Genomic DNA, 16,835 nt, shown 5'->3' with positions numbered 1-16,835 from the left:
CTAAATAAGAAATTTTTAACGCCGTTAGCGTCAGATTTACTTCTTCAAATTGAGCAAGTATTAAGGCTGTTTGGTACAAGTACTCAAGGGGAATTTATGTTTCGCAATAATAAGAAAAAACTGGCTGTACTAATCAGCCAATCTTTGCTCGGCTCGGTACTTTTTGCACCGGGTCTAGCGCTCGCTGAAGAAAACAACAATCAAGAAGCAGCTAAAAATGGTGAAGTTGAAGTTATTCAAGTGAGAGGGATCCGTGGCAGCGTTGTTCAATCACTCAATACAAAAAGATACTCAGACGCCATTGTCGATGCAGTAACCGCCGAGGACATTGGCAAATTTCCAGATCAAAACGTTGCCGAATCACTACAACGCATTACCGGTGTTTCAATCACGCGTAGTTTTGGTGAAGGTGAACGCGTTAGCATTCGAGGCACAGGTGAAAGCCAAAACCGGACCTTATTGAATGGACAAGCCGTTGGCTCAGCGGATTGGTGGACTAATTCAGCGGCGAGCCGTGGGTTTAACTATACAATGTTACCCTCTGAAATCATTTCTGGGCTTGAAGTTTACAAATCACCAGAAGCCGATATTGACGAAGGTTCTATTGGTGGAACCGTGATTGTTAGAACACGTAAGCCGCTTGATTTAGAGGCAAATAAAATTGCAGGTTCAATTATCGCACAGCACAGCGAAGTGTCAGGTGAAACCGATCCGCAACTTTCCGCTATGTACAACTTTAAGACCGATGATGAATCTTTTGGCGCCTTAATTTCTGTCGTGCGCCAAGAACGTAACTTGCGTCGTGATGGTATTGAAGCATGGTCTTGGACCTATCGTGATATCACACTTGAAGATGGTACCGTCGTCGACAATGTCTACAGCCCTGGCGGTGGCGGCTCAGCAATGTTCTCACAGCAGCGCGTGCGCACGGGGATAAACCTCGCCCTGCAATATCGTCCAAGTGAAAATATGGACATTGTATTTAATGCGTTAGACTCTACGCTTGAAGCCGATAATGAAAACCAAAACTTCCTTTGGTTACCTGGTTACGGCGGCTCACAATACACTGACATTACGGTTATCGACCATCCTGTGGTTGGAAAGATGGCCGTGGGCGGTACACTTGGCTTATCGCCAGATGGTAATAACATTCTGGATGAGACCAAAGTGCGTAACTCTGAGCTCAAAACCAAATCGTACGACTTAAAAGTCGAACATCAAGGCCAACTTTGGGAATCTTCGTATCACTTAGGTTACACCGAAGGTTCGGGTGGGTCACAAGCGGATCGCTCCGTTGGTTGGGAAGGCAACTATGTTCACAGCTTTGATGCGTCACAAGAGGAAGACGTAAAGACCAGTTATGCCGCCGATCCAAACGATGGTAATAAATGGAATTTAGGCTTTTTACGCTATGACAGCAATGATGCGAAAGATGATGAAACTTACTTTCAAGCTGATTTTAAGCGCCCAATTGATGTTGCTATCTTCAGTCAGATAAAAGTCGGCTTTAAATATCGCGATCACAGTCGTTTTAATACCAAACACACAACGGACAATCGTACCGACTTAAACTGGAGTCTGGCAGATTACTCCAAAGCTATGCCATCTGATTACCTATCAGGCATAGGCTCATCAGGCACCACACGCAGCTATGCGATTACTGATTCAGACAAAATACGTCAAGAAGGTGATGCGCTGGGTTGGAATTACCGAGTATTGAAGGCCAGTACTTTCGATATCAATGAAAAAATTACCGCAGGCTACATTAAAGCGAATCTGGATGCGGATGGTCTACGCGGTAATTTAGGTGTAAGACTTGTAAATACCAAACAAACCTCATCCGCGTTTGCCGGTGAGTCAGGTGCTGAGATATGGACTACGGAAGAAAAGGACTACTTCGACATTCTTCCAAGCATTAACTTGGCAATTGACTTAGATGACGATTTATTAATGCGTTTTTCTGCGGCACGAGTTATGTCTCGCCCAGATTACGCCGATATGACCGCATCAACTTCATACAACCTAGAAACACAAACCGGCACTGGCGGTAACCCTGACATCGACCCATATCGAGCGACGCAGTTTGATACCGGTATCGAGTGGTACTTTAGCGACGCAGGTCTATTCTCTGCAGTATTTTTCTACAAAGATATTCAGTCGTTTATTGAGAGCCAACCAGCCCTTGAGACTCACGAAGGTAGAGAAGTACTGATCAGCCGTCCTGTTAATGGTAAGGCTGGCCGTATTCAAGGCCTAGAGGTCGGTTATCAACAAGAGCTATATGAAGGTTTTGGCGTAGCTGCCAACTATACCTATGTAGATGGTGAAGCCAAAGACGATGAAGGTAACGATATCACTATCCCAGGCAACTCTGAGCATACTGTTAACTTGAGTTCTTATTATGAAAACGAATTCATTAGTGCCCGTATCTCATACAACTTCAGAACAGGGTATGATACAGGTCGAGACTGGCCAGGATACATTGACGATTATGGTCAAGTAGATGCCAACCTTACCTATAACTACAATGAGAATGTGGCATTTATTCTTGAGGCCATCAACTTAACGGATGAACATACATTTAGCTATCAGGAAAAGGGAGTTGAGCAAGCACTAACGGGTGTCTATGCCGATGGAAGGCGCTTTAGCGCGGGGCTTAGATTTAACTTCTAACCCCGAATAATGAATGATGAATGAAACTTTTACCGCTAAATCTGGTCTTATTAGTCGTAAAGAAAATAGTTTCACGACTCGAATTAAGTCGCTTCTAAGCTAACACAGGTGCGACTTAGTAAACTCCCTGCCCGGAGTTCCAAAAAGCTGATAGCGTTTGCTATCAGCTTTATTATTTAAATTTCCCTTATATTGTGGTTATATAGCCTATTCAAAATGACCACAGCAACCCCAAAGAGCAGTCCGAGGATGAGTAATCAATAAAATGCGCAACAATCTCATTTCTGGGCTTATTTTTTCATTTTTTCTGAGCATGAGCTGGCTGACAAAAGCCGATCTTTATGATGCAACCCTCGCTTATCAGAATGAAGAATTCGCTCTTGCATTTTCCGAATTCAACCGCTTAGCTCAATTAGGTAATGCAGACGCCATGTATAATCTTGGGGTGATGCATTTGTACGGTCAAGGTACCGAACAAAGCGCCGCAAATGCCTTTGCTTGGTTTTCACTGGCTAAGGAATTCGGTATTGCTGAAGCCTTTCAAACTGCGCAACTCGTTTTACAGCAGTCCGATGACCACAGCGGCCTAAAAGACTTCCTAAAACTTCAAAAGAATCGTTTGGCAAACACCTACTTACTTGATTCAACGCTTGCCCGGCTCAAACAACCCAATATCGTTTCGACGCCGAGTAAAACTCACGATGTATTACCTGATTACCCTGATGAGGCGGTAAGGCAAGGGATTGAGGGCTGGGTTTGGTTAGAGTTTGATATCGACCAAAGCGGCAAGGCAACCAATATTGAGGTCGTAGATAGCTACCCGAAGCATATATTCACCGCAAGCCTGCTCAATGCAGTAGAGAAGTGGCGTTATAGCGGCCCAAAACAAGCACACACGTTGGTTTACCATTTTGCGACATACAAAGGCGAGCAATATCGCGAAACCTTAGCCATTCAAAAGAAGGCCTACGAAAAACAGCTAAAGCAGAATATCGATGCGGCAGAGCGTGGGGTGGCGCAGGTACAATACTATATTGCTAACTGGTTGAGTATGAGAGATTACAACGCGTATCAGCTGCTGCGCTACCACTGGCGCTCTGAAGAACCAGTAAATGAGCTCTATCTAGCAGCAGCCAAAAATGGCTTAGACTTGGCACAATATCGTCTAGCCACTCAGCTTATCAATGTGGGAGAGCATCGACTTGGTGTACTTTGGCTAGAACACGCAGCACAAACCATGGATATCGCAAAATATCGTTTAGCAAGAGCACTACTCACAAACAGTGAACAACAGGATGTTCCACGTGCCCTACAAGTGCTTACCGAGGCCTCGAATAACGGCCATTTGCGCTCCACACTTTTATTAGCAAACACTTATTTATCTCGTCTCAACGATAAAACTCAGGCCAAGACTTGGCTGCATCATGGTCTCACCATCGATCCCGAACACCCAGAACTGCTGCTACTGTTCGCCAAGCTTACAGATAATCAGTCACAAGCCAAAAAGCTTGCCTCACAAGCATTGAAGTCGGCATCACAGCGCAATTGGAGTAGTAAATCAATACGCTTATTCCAGCAGAAATTGGCTAACTAACTTTATTTAGCCTCAGATTATTTAAGAAAAACATGCCGGATATGGTGACAGTTTGAAGGAGAAAGCTGCACCCAATGCGAAATATCACACGCTAATTCTACATAACCGGCAGTCACTATATTTTCAAGATTCAACTCAGTTAGCCAATTTACGAGTGATAGTAAAGCGGGGTTGTGCGCCACCAACAAGACATCGTTTGCTTCATCCGGCAATCTATATAGCGCTTGCTGTAGAGTCTGCATTTCAAAGGTATAAAGCGCCTTGTTTATTGTAACTTCTCGAGAACCACAGCATGCCTTAGCGATAATATCTGCGGTTTGTAGAGCTCGTTTAGCATGGCTTGAATGAATTTGAGTTGCAGGTAATTCCCCCAGCATCTTGGCAAGTAAACTACAGCGCTTATGCCCTTTGGCTTTTAATGGCCGATTGACATCCTCGACCGCAAGGTCTTTCCAACTAGACTTGGCGTGTCTAAGCAGTCTTAATATTTTCATCTGTTACCGTACTCAAGTAATACTATGTCACTTTCATAGTTGTTGATCCGATTGAATATCACCTGACTGCCATCAAAGCTTGCCAGTACCTGTAATTCGGTAAACCCCGCGTAAAGATGTAATCCTATTGATTGAATCTCTTCAGCCTTGTTTTCATCACTTAAATAGCGATAGAGCACCAATTGGTGCCCTCTTTTCAGTACAAAGTAAATCCCGTCTCGGTATACTGCAGGTTGGTAAAGAGACAAAGACCCACGCAACTGCTCCACATCAAATGTCTCAGCGAGTACAGTGATTAGATATTCCCTGACTTGCTCTTTATACCCCACAAAGCTGGGGTTCTTCTGAATAAGGGGTAAATCAGGCAATTGGACCACCAAAGGTTGTTGCTCACTGCGCCCTTGAGATACCGTGAATTGCCAAGCCTGCCATTTTGCTTCCATAGAGAGCTTTGCTCGATAATACAGGTTTCTACCATCCTGTGACCAACGCAAGTCAGAAATTTCAGCAAAGTTATCAACTACTTTTTTAACTTCTTTAGTAAAAGAGCTTATTAAATACACTTTGTGCGACTTAGATAATACGGCGAGATATTCGTTATTAGGCGACAGCAATAGCAGAATCGGCACTTCCCCCAGCGGCATAGTACCAAGCAAACTCGACGTTGGCCGAAAAGCATGTTTATGCCACAACTCAAATTGTGGCGCATCATTATTTTTGGCTGTCACCGAAGCATACACAAAATGTGCACCGTCTTCGGACAAAGCGGCAAGTAGGTCCATTCTTGCGGGCGACGTTAACTGCTTTTGCTGTGCCTCACCTCGTGCGTCCGGAGCAAGCTGATAAAAGTTAATTTCAGCCACGCCCTCAGTGTGCGCAGAAGCACGTAATTGCGTGTTGACATCAATCTCAGATATCGCGCCAAACCCGGAATATAACACTTGCTGCTCACGGCCTTTAAGCACACTCAAGTTGTGTTTGGCAATAATGACCGTATCGTCCTGATAACCGTGACTCAATGCCGAAAAAGACTGCTTGGAGAGCGAGGTCGCTTGGCTTTCAAGCTCCCCAAGTTGACCCAGATTAAGTCGGTAAACGCCCTGCTCTTTTATCTGATACAACAGTGTTTGTTGATTAACTTGGTAATGTGTTACATCGCGAATTGGCAACGCCGTGGTGTTGAGCACCTTAGGATGATTATCAGCAAAAGTGACCTCTGCAGATTGCAAATACGTGCCTGCTTTATCCCAAGACTTAGTAATAAAATGACCCGTTTGATATTCAAGCCAAGGTGCCGAGTCTTGTGCGCTATTACAGCTGCCAAGCACGCTATCGCGCGCCAGTCGCCACATTTCTATAGGGCCTTTTACATGTAGCGCTCGCACTTCACAGGAAACCGGATCAGAGCGCGAATAAATCAGCCAATTACCATCTAAAGACCAACTTGCCGACTCTTCACTATAACCGCTGCTTTTTATCGTATGGGTTGTCTTTGTCTCAAGATCATAGACCGCCAAATCAAACTGATCAGCTCCCTCGGCTAGATAGCTGTAGACTAAATACTTACCATTTGGAGAAAAGCGCACAAAGACTTCAGCGCCAGGTGTAGAAGTGATCCGAGTTGCTGAAACTGACTGTTGTTGCAATTCACTTTGCCACCGCTCAGCGATAAAAACACCAAGCAAAGTCACCACAAGACCCACAAAAAAACCGAGCAAGGCAAATTGCGCGCCGCGACCACGAGATAGCTCCTCCACTTGCTCAAGTAACGTTGGGGCTTTTTCGATTTGTGCAATACATTGATACCCTAGGCGTGGTACCGTTTTAATTATTTTTGGGTCGTTTGAACTGTCACCAAGCAACTTACGTAGTTGAACCACCAGCTGACTAACAGAGTTATCACTGACGATAGTCCCTGGCCATACGATATCTAAGATGGCGTCTCTGGTAACAACCTGTCCCTTGTTTGCAATCAATAGACGCAATAATGCCGCATGTTTCGCTTCGATGCTTCTCCAAGAACCGTCAACACACACAGATAAATTGCTCAGGTCGACAAGTATCTCATTGATTAAAAAACGTTTATCTAAGTTTTCAACCATCAACTACTAAAAATTTGTAAAACTATGGTTAGGCTCGTAATAAAAGCGTATTATGGGTATCAACTAAAGGTAACTTACTCGTATTATAAGTTGAGCACAATGTCAGAATTTCTCATCCGAACAGTTTCTTGTAGCGCATTCTTTATTACAGCTGCAAGTTATGCCGTTGAGCAAAATCAGACAGCTGAAAATGCCATAGAACGCATCGAAATCCGTGCCTTTCATGACAGCGTTGTCAAGTCTCTCAGTAATAAACGCCACAATCAACAAATTTCAGATACGATCAGTGCTGAAGACATAGGTAAGTTTCCAGATAAAAACGTCGCAGAGGCGCTGCAACGGATCACCGGTATCTCACTTTCTCGAGCACAAGGAGAAGGTGAGCGGATCGGTGTGCGAGGTACAACTCCCGAGCAAAATAGAACCTATTTGAATGGCCAATATCTCGCCTCGGCGGACTGGTGGATCTCAAGTCAACCAAGCCGTGGCTTTAATTTTACTTTATTACCCAGTGAAATCGTCTCTAGCCTCGAGGTGTTCAAAACACCACAAGCTATGCAGGATGAAGGTTCGTTAGGTGGTGCAATCAATATAAAAACCCGCGACCCCCTGCTTACGCCTTCAGGCTATGGCGTTGTAACGGCCCAGTTCCAATACAGTGACTTGAGCGATAAACTCGACCCACAATTATCTGCAATTTATAACTACCATAGCGAAAGTGGCGACTATGCTGTGCTTTTTACCGCAACACGACGAGATCGCAGCCTCAGACGCGACGGCCTAGAATCGTGGGGATGGCACGATAGGACGTTATACCAAGGTGATGATGATACTTGGTATGCTACCCAGCAGACCCCACAAGATAAAAGCCAAACGTTGTGGTTTCCTGGTGGTGGAGGCTCCGCGATTTTTCAGCAACAAAGAGAATTGCAGGCTTATACAGTCAATGCCGCGTTCCAACTTTCCCCACGGCTTAGGTTAAATAGTCACTTACTTTATTCTCATCTAAACGCAGACAACAACAATCAAAACTTTCTCTGGCAAAGTGCAAAGTCTATCGATCTAGGCGGCGGGGTAACCGATTTACGAGTACAAGAGGGTACTTTGGTGAGCGCCCATTATTTACCCACACCGGCGCCGTTCAATACCAGCATGGAAGCCATTTGGCGAGATTCGCAGATCAGCACCAAAAGTGCCCATCTAGACTTGGTATATGATGGCATTTATTGGTCGAGCCAGTTTCAAGTGGGTCTGAGCCACGGCTCAGGCGGCACCAAAGAAGACGTCACGTCACAGTTTTCTGCTAATACCCGTTTTCATGTTGATACTTCTATGCGAAAGAATATCGTCGCAAGTTATGGGATTTCACCGTTAGATGCAGCGAGTTGGTTTATCACCGAAGCTCGAAATGACAGCCAAGATGGCAAGGATAAATCATACTTCGCGCAAGCCGACTTTGCCTACGATATCGACTTTAAACAGGTCGACACGATTAAATTTGGCGTAAAACTCAAGGACCATCAACGAAACTTTTTGCGCCACCGTTCAATAGATGGAGGGCTTGATGGTCTAGCCGGTGAGCTTGACACTACTCTGGCCGCCTATCCTGGCACTTTTGTGGATGGTTATTTGCGCGGTGTAGGCAATGCAAATACGTTAAAAAACTACAGTTATGCCGATATTGCGCTGCTCGCTAAAGACTTTGATACGCTCAATTTTGAACAAGAGATAGAAAAAGCCAGTCGTTTTAATATTACAGAAAAAACCGCCGCCGCTTACGGTCAAATGCAACTCGCAGGTGAGTCCTATGCTGCCAACCTTGGGGTCCGGGTCGTCAAAACCTTTCAAGACTCTGGCGCATTTAAACGTGTCGCCTCTCCCATCGAAGCGCCCGACAGCTATATTTGGCATGAAGAGTCTCGGGATTACATCGATATTCTACCCAGCGCTAATATCAAGTTTGATCTAAGCGAGAGTCTGGTTGGCCGTTTTTCTGTTGCACGCGTCATGTCGCGAGCGCAATTTCATCACCTTATGCCTTCTACAAATTACAACGTGACTCAAGCTCAAGGACAAGGTGGCAACGCCAGCCTAGATCCATATAGAGCGGCGCAGTTTGATGCCAGCCTTGAGTGGTACTTTGATGATGCAGGACTCGCCTCAATCGCCTTATTTAACAAAGATGTAGAGTCTTTTATTGAATTTGAGCGAAAACTTGAGCGTCATGAAGGCATTTTGATGTCTATCGATAGGCCCAGTAATGGTGCTGGCGGCAGTATCCGTGGTGTTGAACTCAGTTACCAACAGACACTAGCGTACGGTTTTGGGTTAATCGCCAATTACACCTACGTTGATGGGGAACGTGATAACATTGACGTTGGCTTACAGGACAAAGTACCGGGCACCTCAAAACACAGCGCTAACCTCACCGCGTACTACGAAAACCACCAATTTAGCGCACGGCTTAGCTATAATTATCGAACCCAGTTTGCCACCGGTGTAGGCGAGACCATGATGGATAATTACGGCCAATTAGACGGCAGCCTCACGGTTAAATTAAGTGATAACCTCGATGCACAATTTGAGTTTATTAATTTAACCGACGAACAAATCTATACCTATGATCGCAACGAGTACGCACCAACAGGGGTATATGTGAATGGTCGACGCTACTACGCGGGGCTAAGATACCAATTCTGATTTGCACGATAATTGCGCCTGTACAAATCCTAAAAATAGGTCCAGCTTTGCAGAGTGCTCTCGTTTCACTTTATATATTGCATGCAAAGTAACTTCGGGCCTATTTTGTTCAGGGAACAGCTCAACCAAAGCGCCCGAATCAATATCCCGTTGGCAGAAATAAGACGGTAGCATGGCAACCCCCAATCCTGCCAACACCGCCTCTCTAATGTGAAAGCGACTATTCGCTATCAAGTTACCTTGCAGAGAATAACTGCGAGTTCCGTCATGCCAACTATCTTCAACATGGTTAAGTTTAGATAACAACATATTGTGCCTACTCAGCTCGTCTAATTGCTCAGGCTTCCCGTGAGCCGCTAAATAGCTGGGAGCGGCAACAAAAGTCGAGTTTATATTGATTAATTTCAAGACATAAAATTGACTATCTTTCAATTCGGCCGAAAGCCTAAAAGCAACATCAATCTCATCTTCGATTAAATCCTGGTTTGCTGCGGTAAACATCAGCTCTAACTTTATTTGTGGATAGCGCTTTTGAAAATCGATACAAATTTGGCTCAGTAACATACGCCCTATCGTATTTGGAAAGGTTATTTTTAGGTGACCAGATTGATGCACTCCAACCTGTTCGACTTCTTCTTCCAAATCGCGTAGCGCACGAAGGATCTTTTTCCCTTTTTCGTACACCAATTTACCAGCATCAGACAATGCGAGTTTACGGGTTGTTCGATTTAAAAGTACTTGTCCATAAGATGACTCTAGCTGAGCTATCGATTTACTCACCGCTGATGTCGTGGTACCGAGCTGTTCTGCAGCTCGGCTGAAGGAGTGCTGCTCAGCAACACAACACAATATTTTGAGTAAGTGAAGTTTATCGTATTCCTTTCTCATTATTTCCTCTTAGGAAAAAGTCTTTACACCAAATGAATATATATTAACTAAAAATAAAAAGTAAACTTAATTCAAAAGAAAATAAAGGACATCAACATGATCGCCACATCGTGCCACTGCGGCCAGATCCACTATCGTATTTTCACCACGACAACAGCCAACGAAATATGCTCTGGTGTGCAGTTTATTCAGGCTCACGGCCTTATCGAAAACGCTTGTAAATCTCTCGCGCGATTTGTAGTGCCGCATTCGAAAGCTCAAACCATCCAAGAGCATGGTTTTTGCAAACACTGTGGTGCTTCTATTTACATCATGGATGACAAAGGCAACGTTTCGTATGCAGTTAATCACCTTACGCCATTTCAGGTCGATTATTCAGGCTCACTGAATTTTGGACTATAAGGATAGCCTCTTCGCTTTATCAGGCTTAACCGACAATTAATCGCAAACATTGGTTTTTATTCTAGTGACAAGTAGAATGCCTAAAAACTTCATCTAGAAGTTACAACAAGTGAATGAAAATTTAGGATAAATAATGAAACTACTTAAGTCTGCTTTGGCTTTAGCAATGGGCTTCACCAGCGCTGCAAGCCTCGCAAGCGATACCATCACCATTGAAGACATCCCAAAGATCCAATCGGTAAGCTCAACGTCGGTGAGTCCTGATGGCGAACTCGTTGCTTTTACTCGCTCGGTACCGCGTGAGCTTTACGTTGACCAAAATGGTTCTAATTACAGTGAGCTTTATGTGGTTGACGACGAAGGTGTCGAGCGCCCATTCATCACCGGCAAAGTCAGCATCTCAAGCATCTCTTGGTCAGCCGACGGTCAGTTCATTTATTTCCTAACCAAGAAAAAAGAAGACAAGCAACGCGCCCTTTATCGCATCGCGGTAAACGGTGGGGAAGCACAGAAAGTGCTTTCACTAAAAGGCACTGGGATCTCGGCTTATAGCCTAAGCCCTGATGGCAAACAGGTTGCGATCCTTGCAATGCCAGCTGCCGATAAGTCAGAAAAAGAGCTAAAAAAGCTTGGTTTTATGGCTGAAGTGTATGAACTGGGTTTAAAAAACAAACAGCTTCATATCATTGATCTTGCAGCATCAGAAAAACCGCTGACCCCAGCGGCACTGAACATCGAAGGCTATGTAAGTGAAATCAACTGGGCTGACGATGCCTCTAAATTACTGGTAAAAACCCAGCCAACAGCGCTTATTGATGACAAATATATGAAGTCACAATGGCATGTACTTGACGCAAAAACACAACAAATTACCACGTCATTCAAAACAGAAGGTAAACTTGGCACCGCTGAGTTTTCTCACGATGGTAAATACATCGCGATTTTAGGCGCTGAAGACAAGCACGACCCGGCAACTGGTCGCTTATACCTTGCCAATGCACAAAGCGGCAAAGTAGAAGAGTGGATCCCGAACTTTATGGGTCACATTGGTGATTTTGAATGGTCAAACCGCAAAAACCAGCTGACTTTTGTCGCAAATGTCGGCGCTGAAAGTTTTGTAGGCCAAATTAAAGTCGGTTCAAATAAATACAAAAAGCTGATCAAAGAAGGTAAATTTATAGCGTCAAACCTATCTATCTCTGATTCAGACAAAACCATTGCCCTACGTGCAAACACAGCTAAGCACCCAAATGAAGTGTTTATGATCCGCTCAAGCAAGGCAACTCGTCTGTCAAACTCTAACCCATGGTTAGATAACAAACGTTTTGCAAAACAAGAGGCTATTAACTTCAAAGCCCGCGATGGCGTTGAAATTGGTGGCGTATTAATTTATCCACTGGATTACCAAGAAGGTACACGTTATCCACTGATCATGTCGGTGCACGGTGGTCCGGAAAGCCACGACAAAAATGGCTGGCTCACGAGCTATTCAGATCCAGGTCAAATGGGCGCAGCACGCGGCTATGCGGTATTCTATCCAAACTACCGAGGTTCGACAGGTAAAGGCGTTGATTACTCAAAACTTGGCCAAGGCGACTACGCTGGCAAAGAGTTTGACGACTTGGTAGATATGAAAGAATACCTAGTCAATACCGGTTTAGTGGATACTAAACGTGTTGGTATTACCGGTGGCTCTTACGGCGGTTATGCCTCTGCTTGGGGTGCTACAAAACTAACTGAACACTTTGCGGCAAGCGTGATGTTTGTTGGGGTAACTAACCAACTATCTAAGTTTGGTACTACCGATATCTCAAACGAAATGTACTTAGTGCACGCTCGCTCTTACCCTTGGGATAAATGGCAGTGGTACCTAGAGCGCAGTCCGATTTACTGGGCAGGCCAATCTAAAACACCATTACTAATTATGCATGGTAAAGATGACCCACGTGTACATCCAGCACAATCTATGGAGCTATATCGCTATATGAAAGTGCAAGGTAAAGACGTACGTCTAGTTTACTATCCAGGCGAAGGTCACGGTAACCGCAAAGCTGCGGCTCAATATGACTACAGCTTGCGCTTGATGCGCTGGATGGACAACTACCTAATCGAAGGCAAAAAAGACATGCCAGATTATGAAATTGACCACGCTGCGAAGCTAAAAGCAGTTAAAGACGCGAATAAATAAGCCTTCTTATTGTTTGAGGGCGCTAATATGCGCCCTTTTTTATCAAGGAAAAAAGATATTGCAATTAACGACAATCAAACTCGACACCGAGCGATTCACACTTAGACCCTTAACCTCACAAGACGCCGAAGCACTATTTGCCATATTCTCGGACGCAGACGTCATGCGCTATTGGAACACGCCACCTTGGGAATGCCTTGACGATGCAACACAATTTATCAAGCAATCACATGAAGACTTGACTACGCAACAAGCGATCACACTGGCCATTGTTTCGAAAAGTGATGAAACAGTAATTGGTAAATGTTTACTGTTTAGCTGGGATAAAGCGTCACGTCGTGCCGAAATTGGCTTTGGTATTGCCAAATCTCACTGGGGGCAAGGTGTCATTCAAGAAGCGGGCTCTGCACTCATTGACTATGCTTTTTCAACACTACAGTTGAGGCGTATTGAAGCTGAGATTGATCCCGCTAATACCGGTTCAGCCAAAGTACTCGCAAAACTAGGGTTTACTAAAGAAGGCCACTTGCGCGCTCGCTGGGAAATTGCTGGCGAAGTTTCAGACTCTGCACTATATGGCTTACTCGCAAGCGATGTAAACTAACCAAAGTGATAGCCTTTTCCCTAAATTAAATTAGCTACTTAATCACTTTAAATCAGCGACATACTTAATGTCGCTTTGAGAACTAACCACCAATATACTCTATCAACTAAAGCACTTTGATTTTTCACATTCCGCTGTTAACATAAAATCCCAAAAAAGGAAACAATTACTCAACTTGTCTTGAATTAGACAATCTACTTTGTTGATCTCACTACTTAAGGAAAGCAAAATGATAAAAAATGCAGTCGTGCTAGGACTCATCTTTAGCGCCCATACTCTCGCCTTTGACCTCGAAAGTACATACCCAACCACTGAAATAAAATACTTGGATGACGGCACTGAAATCTCTGTCCCTTTTCATGTCAAGGGAGAAGCAACCAGTGCAGTCCTCGGTTTAATTAATGCAAAACGAGCAAAACGATTTTTATGGAATGACGGTTGGAAAGTTGTTACGCCAAAATGTGATGGCAAAAGCTCCGGAAAAGGTATTGCGGCTTTTTACACTCAAAAAATCACAGAAAGTCCAGCAGGAGCATACAACGAAACGGTCGCAACGTTTTTTATTCAACGCAGAAATGCGCCAGATCTCGACTTACCTTGTCCAAGCGACCTGAACTCCCTTGAAGCACAAGTAAACTATGCAATGGCTGCATTTACAACTATCACTACTGCTAATGCTGAAAAGCAGTCGATGGGGCTCCCTCACGACTACGCCTCATTCAACTTTCATTTGATGCTGGACAATGCAAAAGCGGTTGAGGCCGGTGAAATATGGGGTTACCCCAAACAATTGGCTCAAGTTGACATCACTCTAAGTGAGCATACACATCGTCTTGAGCTGGCCAAGAAAAATGGTAAGCCTTTGCTCAGTGCTGAATATCAGCGCAAAATTGGCACAAACACGCCACTGTACTCGGTCGGTGACAACGTTGTGCCCAGCTTTAACCTTCCCGATGAGTCTAAGCTCCCTCAACTAAGTGGCGTATTGGCCTCTGCTAGCGGCTGGATCTTGCCTTTCGTTGGTAAGTTTACGATTCACTCACCAAAAAGTGTCACCACGCGATTTTTACGCAAAACGCAGTTTACTCCTATCGCGGTGTTAGAATTCACTAACGTTGAAGGCGTTGCACTACCACTTTACGATAGATAACCTTCATTAGTATAGGCGGAGGCTTGACGGCCTCTGCTTTTACATTACCTTTGCTTGTATTGCGTTTTGCAATATCCGCGATTGACCGCTTTGCTTCTAAGTTTAACATGTTTGGTATTACGACCATTTACTCGTTGTCGCCAAAGCTTAAAACTACTGGACCTTAAGCTACTACGCATCAACTTGATCACTTCTGGTTCACTAAGTTCAAACTGTCGTTCGATAGCTTCAAACGGCGTTCTATCTTCCCACGCCATTTCTATGATCCTGGAAATTTCTGAGTCACTAAATTGCACTTGCTTAATCTTGTTGTGTTCTAATCAAGATCACACATACGCACCGAGTGCCAAAATAGATTAAAAATACTTACGGCCAATCAATATTCCCATCGCAATACCGATAGGCAAGGTGTACATGATTTGCCCTGATGCAACGCCCACGGCTGTGCCAATTCCTGCGCCGATAGCGAGCCCCAGACCTATTTTTCGATTGGCATTTTGTTTATCACATTTCATTGATTGTTCCATCATCTAAACCAGTAGTTAATGTGGCAAAGTAATGAAGAAATGTAAACCACCTTAAAAAGTAATACCTATTTAACCTGAGGTTTGGATAAGGAATGTTCCAACTCATTGTTGCTAAAGCACAACTTAGTTTTCTCCTTGTCTAGCCAGAGAGTTTTAGGGAAAACACCGCTTCCGCGTCCTGCTCTCGCTAAGGTACCTACATCCTGTAGGCAAGGCGAATTTACGCACCAATAGCTGGCTATTGGAAGTGAATTCAACGCAGTTAGCGCTAAAACTGGCTGCTAGAAAGGCATTAATTATCCGCAGCTCAGGTTATTTACTTAACAATCAGTGCCCGTCACGCTTAAACCAAGCCTGTAAAAACTCGATACATTGAAGTACCACGGCTGGCACAAATTGGCGTGCGGGATACAGTGCATATAAGGCTAGAGTAGGTTTATCAGCATGCCGCAAAATACTAACTATCTCACCCTTTTCAAGTGCTTCTCTACAGGCAAATTCAGGTAAAACCCCTATTCCCAAATGGCTTTTAATTGCCTGCAACATAAAAAGGACATTGTTCACTTTAAGGGAGCCTTTTATGGTGCTTCTTCACCTGCAAAGAGAATTTTCTTGAAAAAGAATCCTATAAAATTCAGGTAAATAAAAACTTTTTTAAAAAAGTTTCTTGAAAAGTATTTGTCTCGTCCATAGATAGCATTGTGAGGACGCCGACAGGGTCCCAACCCAAACTAAGTAAATGTTTTATATGCTATTTATTGGCTTTAATTGAAGCAATAAATAGCTTAATTATCGCTTTATGAGGATACAAATTATGCGTACAGTAGACCTATCTCCACTTTATCGTTCATTCATCGGTTTTGACCATTTAGCACAGTTAATGGATGCAGCATCACGCAACGAAAAGCAACCAAGCTTTCCACCATATAACATTGAAGCCACCGGTGAAGACAAATACCAAATTACCATGGCTGTTGCCGGATTTACCGAGCAAGAGCTTAGCCTTGAGTCAGAAAACAATACCCTGACAGTCAAAGGCGAAAAGCAAAACAAAGAAGACAAAGCTGAGCGCAAATTTATCCATCAAGGCATCGCAGAGCGTAACTTTGAGCGTAAATTCCAACTTGGCGATCACGTCAAGGTGATTGGTGCAGGACTTGAAAATGGCCTGTTAGTCATTGACCTTGAGCGCGAAATTCCAGAAGCACTCAAGCCAAGAAAGATTGAAATTGGCAAAGGCAATCTCATCGAAAATAAATAATCGATTGAGGTCACTTCCCCCTGTTTTTACATGATGTCACGTTTCCAAGTCGCCCTCGGGCGACTTTTTTGCTTTGAGTTGCTAGTTTACCCATTTTTAGCGTTGAGTACGTTTTGAGTTAGCAGCGTATATATCTATACCACCTGATTGGCGACTTAGGAATAACCATCAAACATAAAAACACAAAGATCGCTGCGTAAAGCATCTCCTACTTCGCAGTGTTGGACTTTTAAAGGTGGCACTTTAATTGGC

The 16,835-nt window shown here is 44.1% G+C and carries 14 protein-coding genes; 8 read left to right on the top strand and 6 right to left on the bottom strand.

The window, feature by feature from the left end; translation table 11 throughout:
• The first annotated feature begins 96 nt into the window (after positions 1-96).
• Complete coding sequence (locus B1L02_RS23265) at positions 97-2,673, top strand: TonB-dependent receptor (protein WP_088533072.1); 2,577 nt, start codon at positions 97-99, stop codon at positions 2,671-2,673.
• A gap of 313 nt (positions 2,674-2,986) precedes the next feature.
• Positions 2,987-4,267, top strand: coding sequence for a TonB family protein (locus tag B1L02_RS23260; RefSeq protein WP_232003205.1), 1,281 nt, complete (start codon positions 2,987-2,989; stop codon positions 4,265-4,267).
• Between the two features lie 17 nt (positions 4,268-4,284).
• On the opposite strand, the gene B1L02_RS23255 is transcribed toward B1L02_RS23260, so the two are convergent.
• A complete protein-coding gene (locus B1L02_RS23255; RefSeq protein ID WP_088533070.1) occupies positions 4,285-4,761 on the bottom strand; it encodes a SixA phosphatase family protein in 477 nt (158 codons plus the stop codon).
• A complete protein-coding gene (locus B1L02_RS23250) occupies positions 4,758-6,863 on the bottom strand; it encodes a winged helix-turn-helix domain-containing protein (RefSeq protein WP_088533069.1) in 2,106 nt (701 codons plus the stop codon). Before B1L02_RS23250 ends, B1L02_RS23255 begins: the two co-directional genes overlap by 4 nt.
• Positions 6,864-6,962: 99 nt before the next feature.
• On the opposite strand from B1L02_RS23250, the gene B1L02_RS23245 reads away from it, so the two are divergent.
• Positions 6,963-9,563 (top strand): TonB-dependent receptor, encoded by a 2,601-nt coding sequence (locus tag B1L02_RS23245; protein WP_088533068.1) that lies wholly within the window; start codon positions 6,963-6,965, stop codon positions 9,561-9,563.
• Here B1L02_RS23245 and B1L02_RS23240 read toward each other — a convergent pair.
• Positions 9,546-10,451 carry a LysR family transcriptional regulator gene (locus B1L02_RS23240; protein ID WP_088533067.1) on the bottom strand — a complete coding sequence of 302 codons (906 nt, stop codon included), beginning with the start codon at positions 10,449-10,451 and terminating at the stop codon, positions 9,546-9,548. The genes B1L02_RS23245 and B1L02_RS23240 overlap by 18 nt on opposite strands.
• 96 nt (positions 10,452-10,547) lie before the next feature.
• Here B1L02_RS23240 and B1L02_RS23235 point away from each other — a divergent pair, with 96 nt between their 5' ends.
• The 4 genes from B1L02_RS23235 (at position 10,548) to B1L02_RS23220 (ending at position 14,795) form a co-directional block, all read left to right on the top strand.
• The gene (locus B1L02_RS23235; protein ID WP_088533066.1) at positions 10,548-10,853 is read left to right on the top strand and encodes a hypothetical protein; all 306 of its coding nucleotides are present in this window, start codon (positions 10,548-10,550) and stop codon (positions 10,851-10,853) included.
• Positions 10,854-10,986: 133 nt separating this feature from the next.
• Positions 10,987-13,041 carry a S9 family peptidase gene (locus B1L02_RS23230; protein ID WP_088533065.1) on the top strand — a complete coding sequence of 685 codons (2,055 nt, stop codon included), beginning with the start codon at positions 10,987-10,989 and terminating at the stop codon, positions 13,039-13,041.
• A gap of 58 nt (positions 13,042-13,099) precedes the next feature.
• Positions 13,100-13,645 (top strand): GNAT family N-acetyltransferase, encoded by a 546-nt coding sequence (locus tag B1L02_RS23225; RefSeq protein ID WP_088533064.1) that lies wholly within the window; start codon positions 13,100-13,102, stop codon positions 13,643-13,645.
• A gap of 229 nt (positions 13,646-13,874) precedes the next feature.
• Entirely contained in the window at positions 13,875-14,795 is a 921-nt protein-coding gene (locus B1L02_RS23220) for an acetoacetate decarboxylase family protein (protein ID WP_088533063.1), read from the top strand.
• Between the two features lie 44 nt (positions 14,796-14,839).
• Here the strand turns inward: B1L02_RS23220 and B1L02_RS23215 are convergent, their stop codons facing one another.
• The 3 genes from B1L02_RS23215 to B1L02_RS23210 form a co-directional block, all read right to left on the bottom strand.
• A complete protein-coding gene (locus B1L02_RS23215; RefSeq protein ID WP_088533062.1) occupies positions 14,840-15,091 on the bottom strand; it encodes a TIGR03643 family protein in 252 nt (83 codons plus the stop codon).
• Between the two features lie 60 nt (positions 15,092-15,151).
• On the bottom strand, positions 15,152-15,325 hold the full coding sequence (locus B1L02_RS24080; RefSeq protein ID WP_171040955.1) for a hypothetical protein: 174 nt from the start codon (positions 15,323-15,325) through the stop codon (positions 15,152-15,154).
• A 324-nt stretch (positions 15,326-15,649) separates the two neighbouring features.
• On the bottom strand, positions 15,650-15,904 hold the full coding sequence (locus B1L02_RS23210) for a LysR substrate-binding domain-containing protein (RefSeq protein ID WP_410477314.1): 255 nt from the start codon (positions 15,902-15,904) through the stop codon (positions 15,650-15,652).
• Positions 15,905-16,136: 232 nt separating this feature from the next.
• Between B1L02_RS23210 and B1L02_RS23205 the strand changes: the two genes are divergently transcribed.
• Positions 16,137-16,583 carry an Hsp20 family protein gene (locus B1L02_RS23205; protein WP_010379331.1) on the top strand — a complete coding sequence of 149 codons (447 nt, stop codon included), beginning with the start codon at positions 16,137-16,139 and terminating at the stop codon, positions 16,581-16,583.
• Positions 16,584-16,835 lie beyond the last annotated feature (252 nt).

It is taken from the genome of Pseudoalteromonas piscicida, assembly GCF_002208135.1.
Classification (GTDB): Bacteria; Pseudomonadota; Gammaproteobacteria; order Enterobacterales; family Alteromonadaceae; genus Pseudoalteromonas; species Pseudoalteromonas piscicida_A.
The sequence above is the reverse complement of the archived record's forward strand: the minus strand, read 5'-3'. Positions and strand labels throughout refer to the sequence as shown.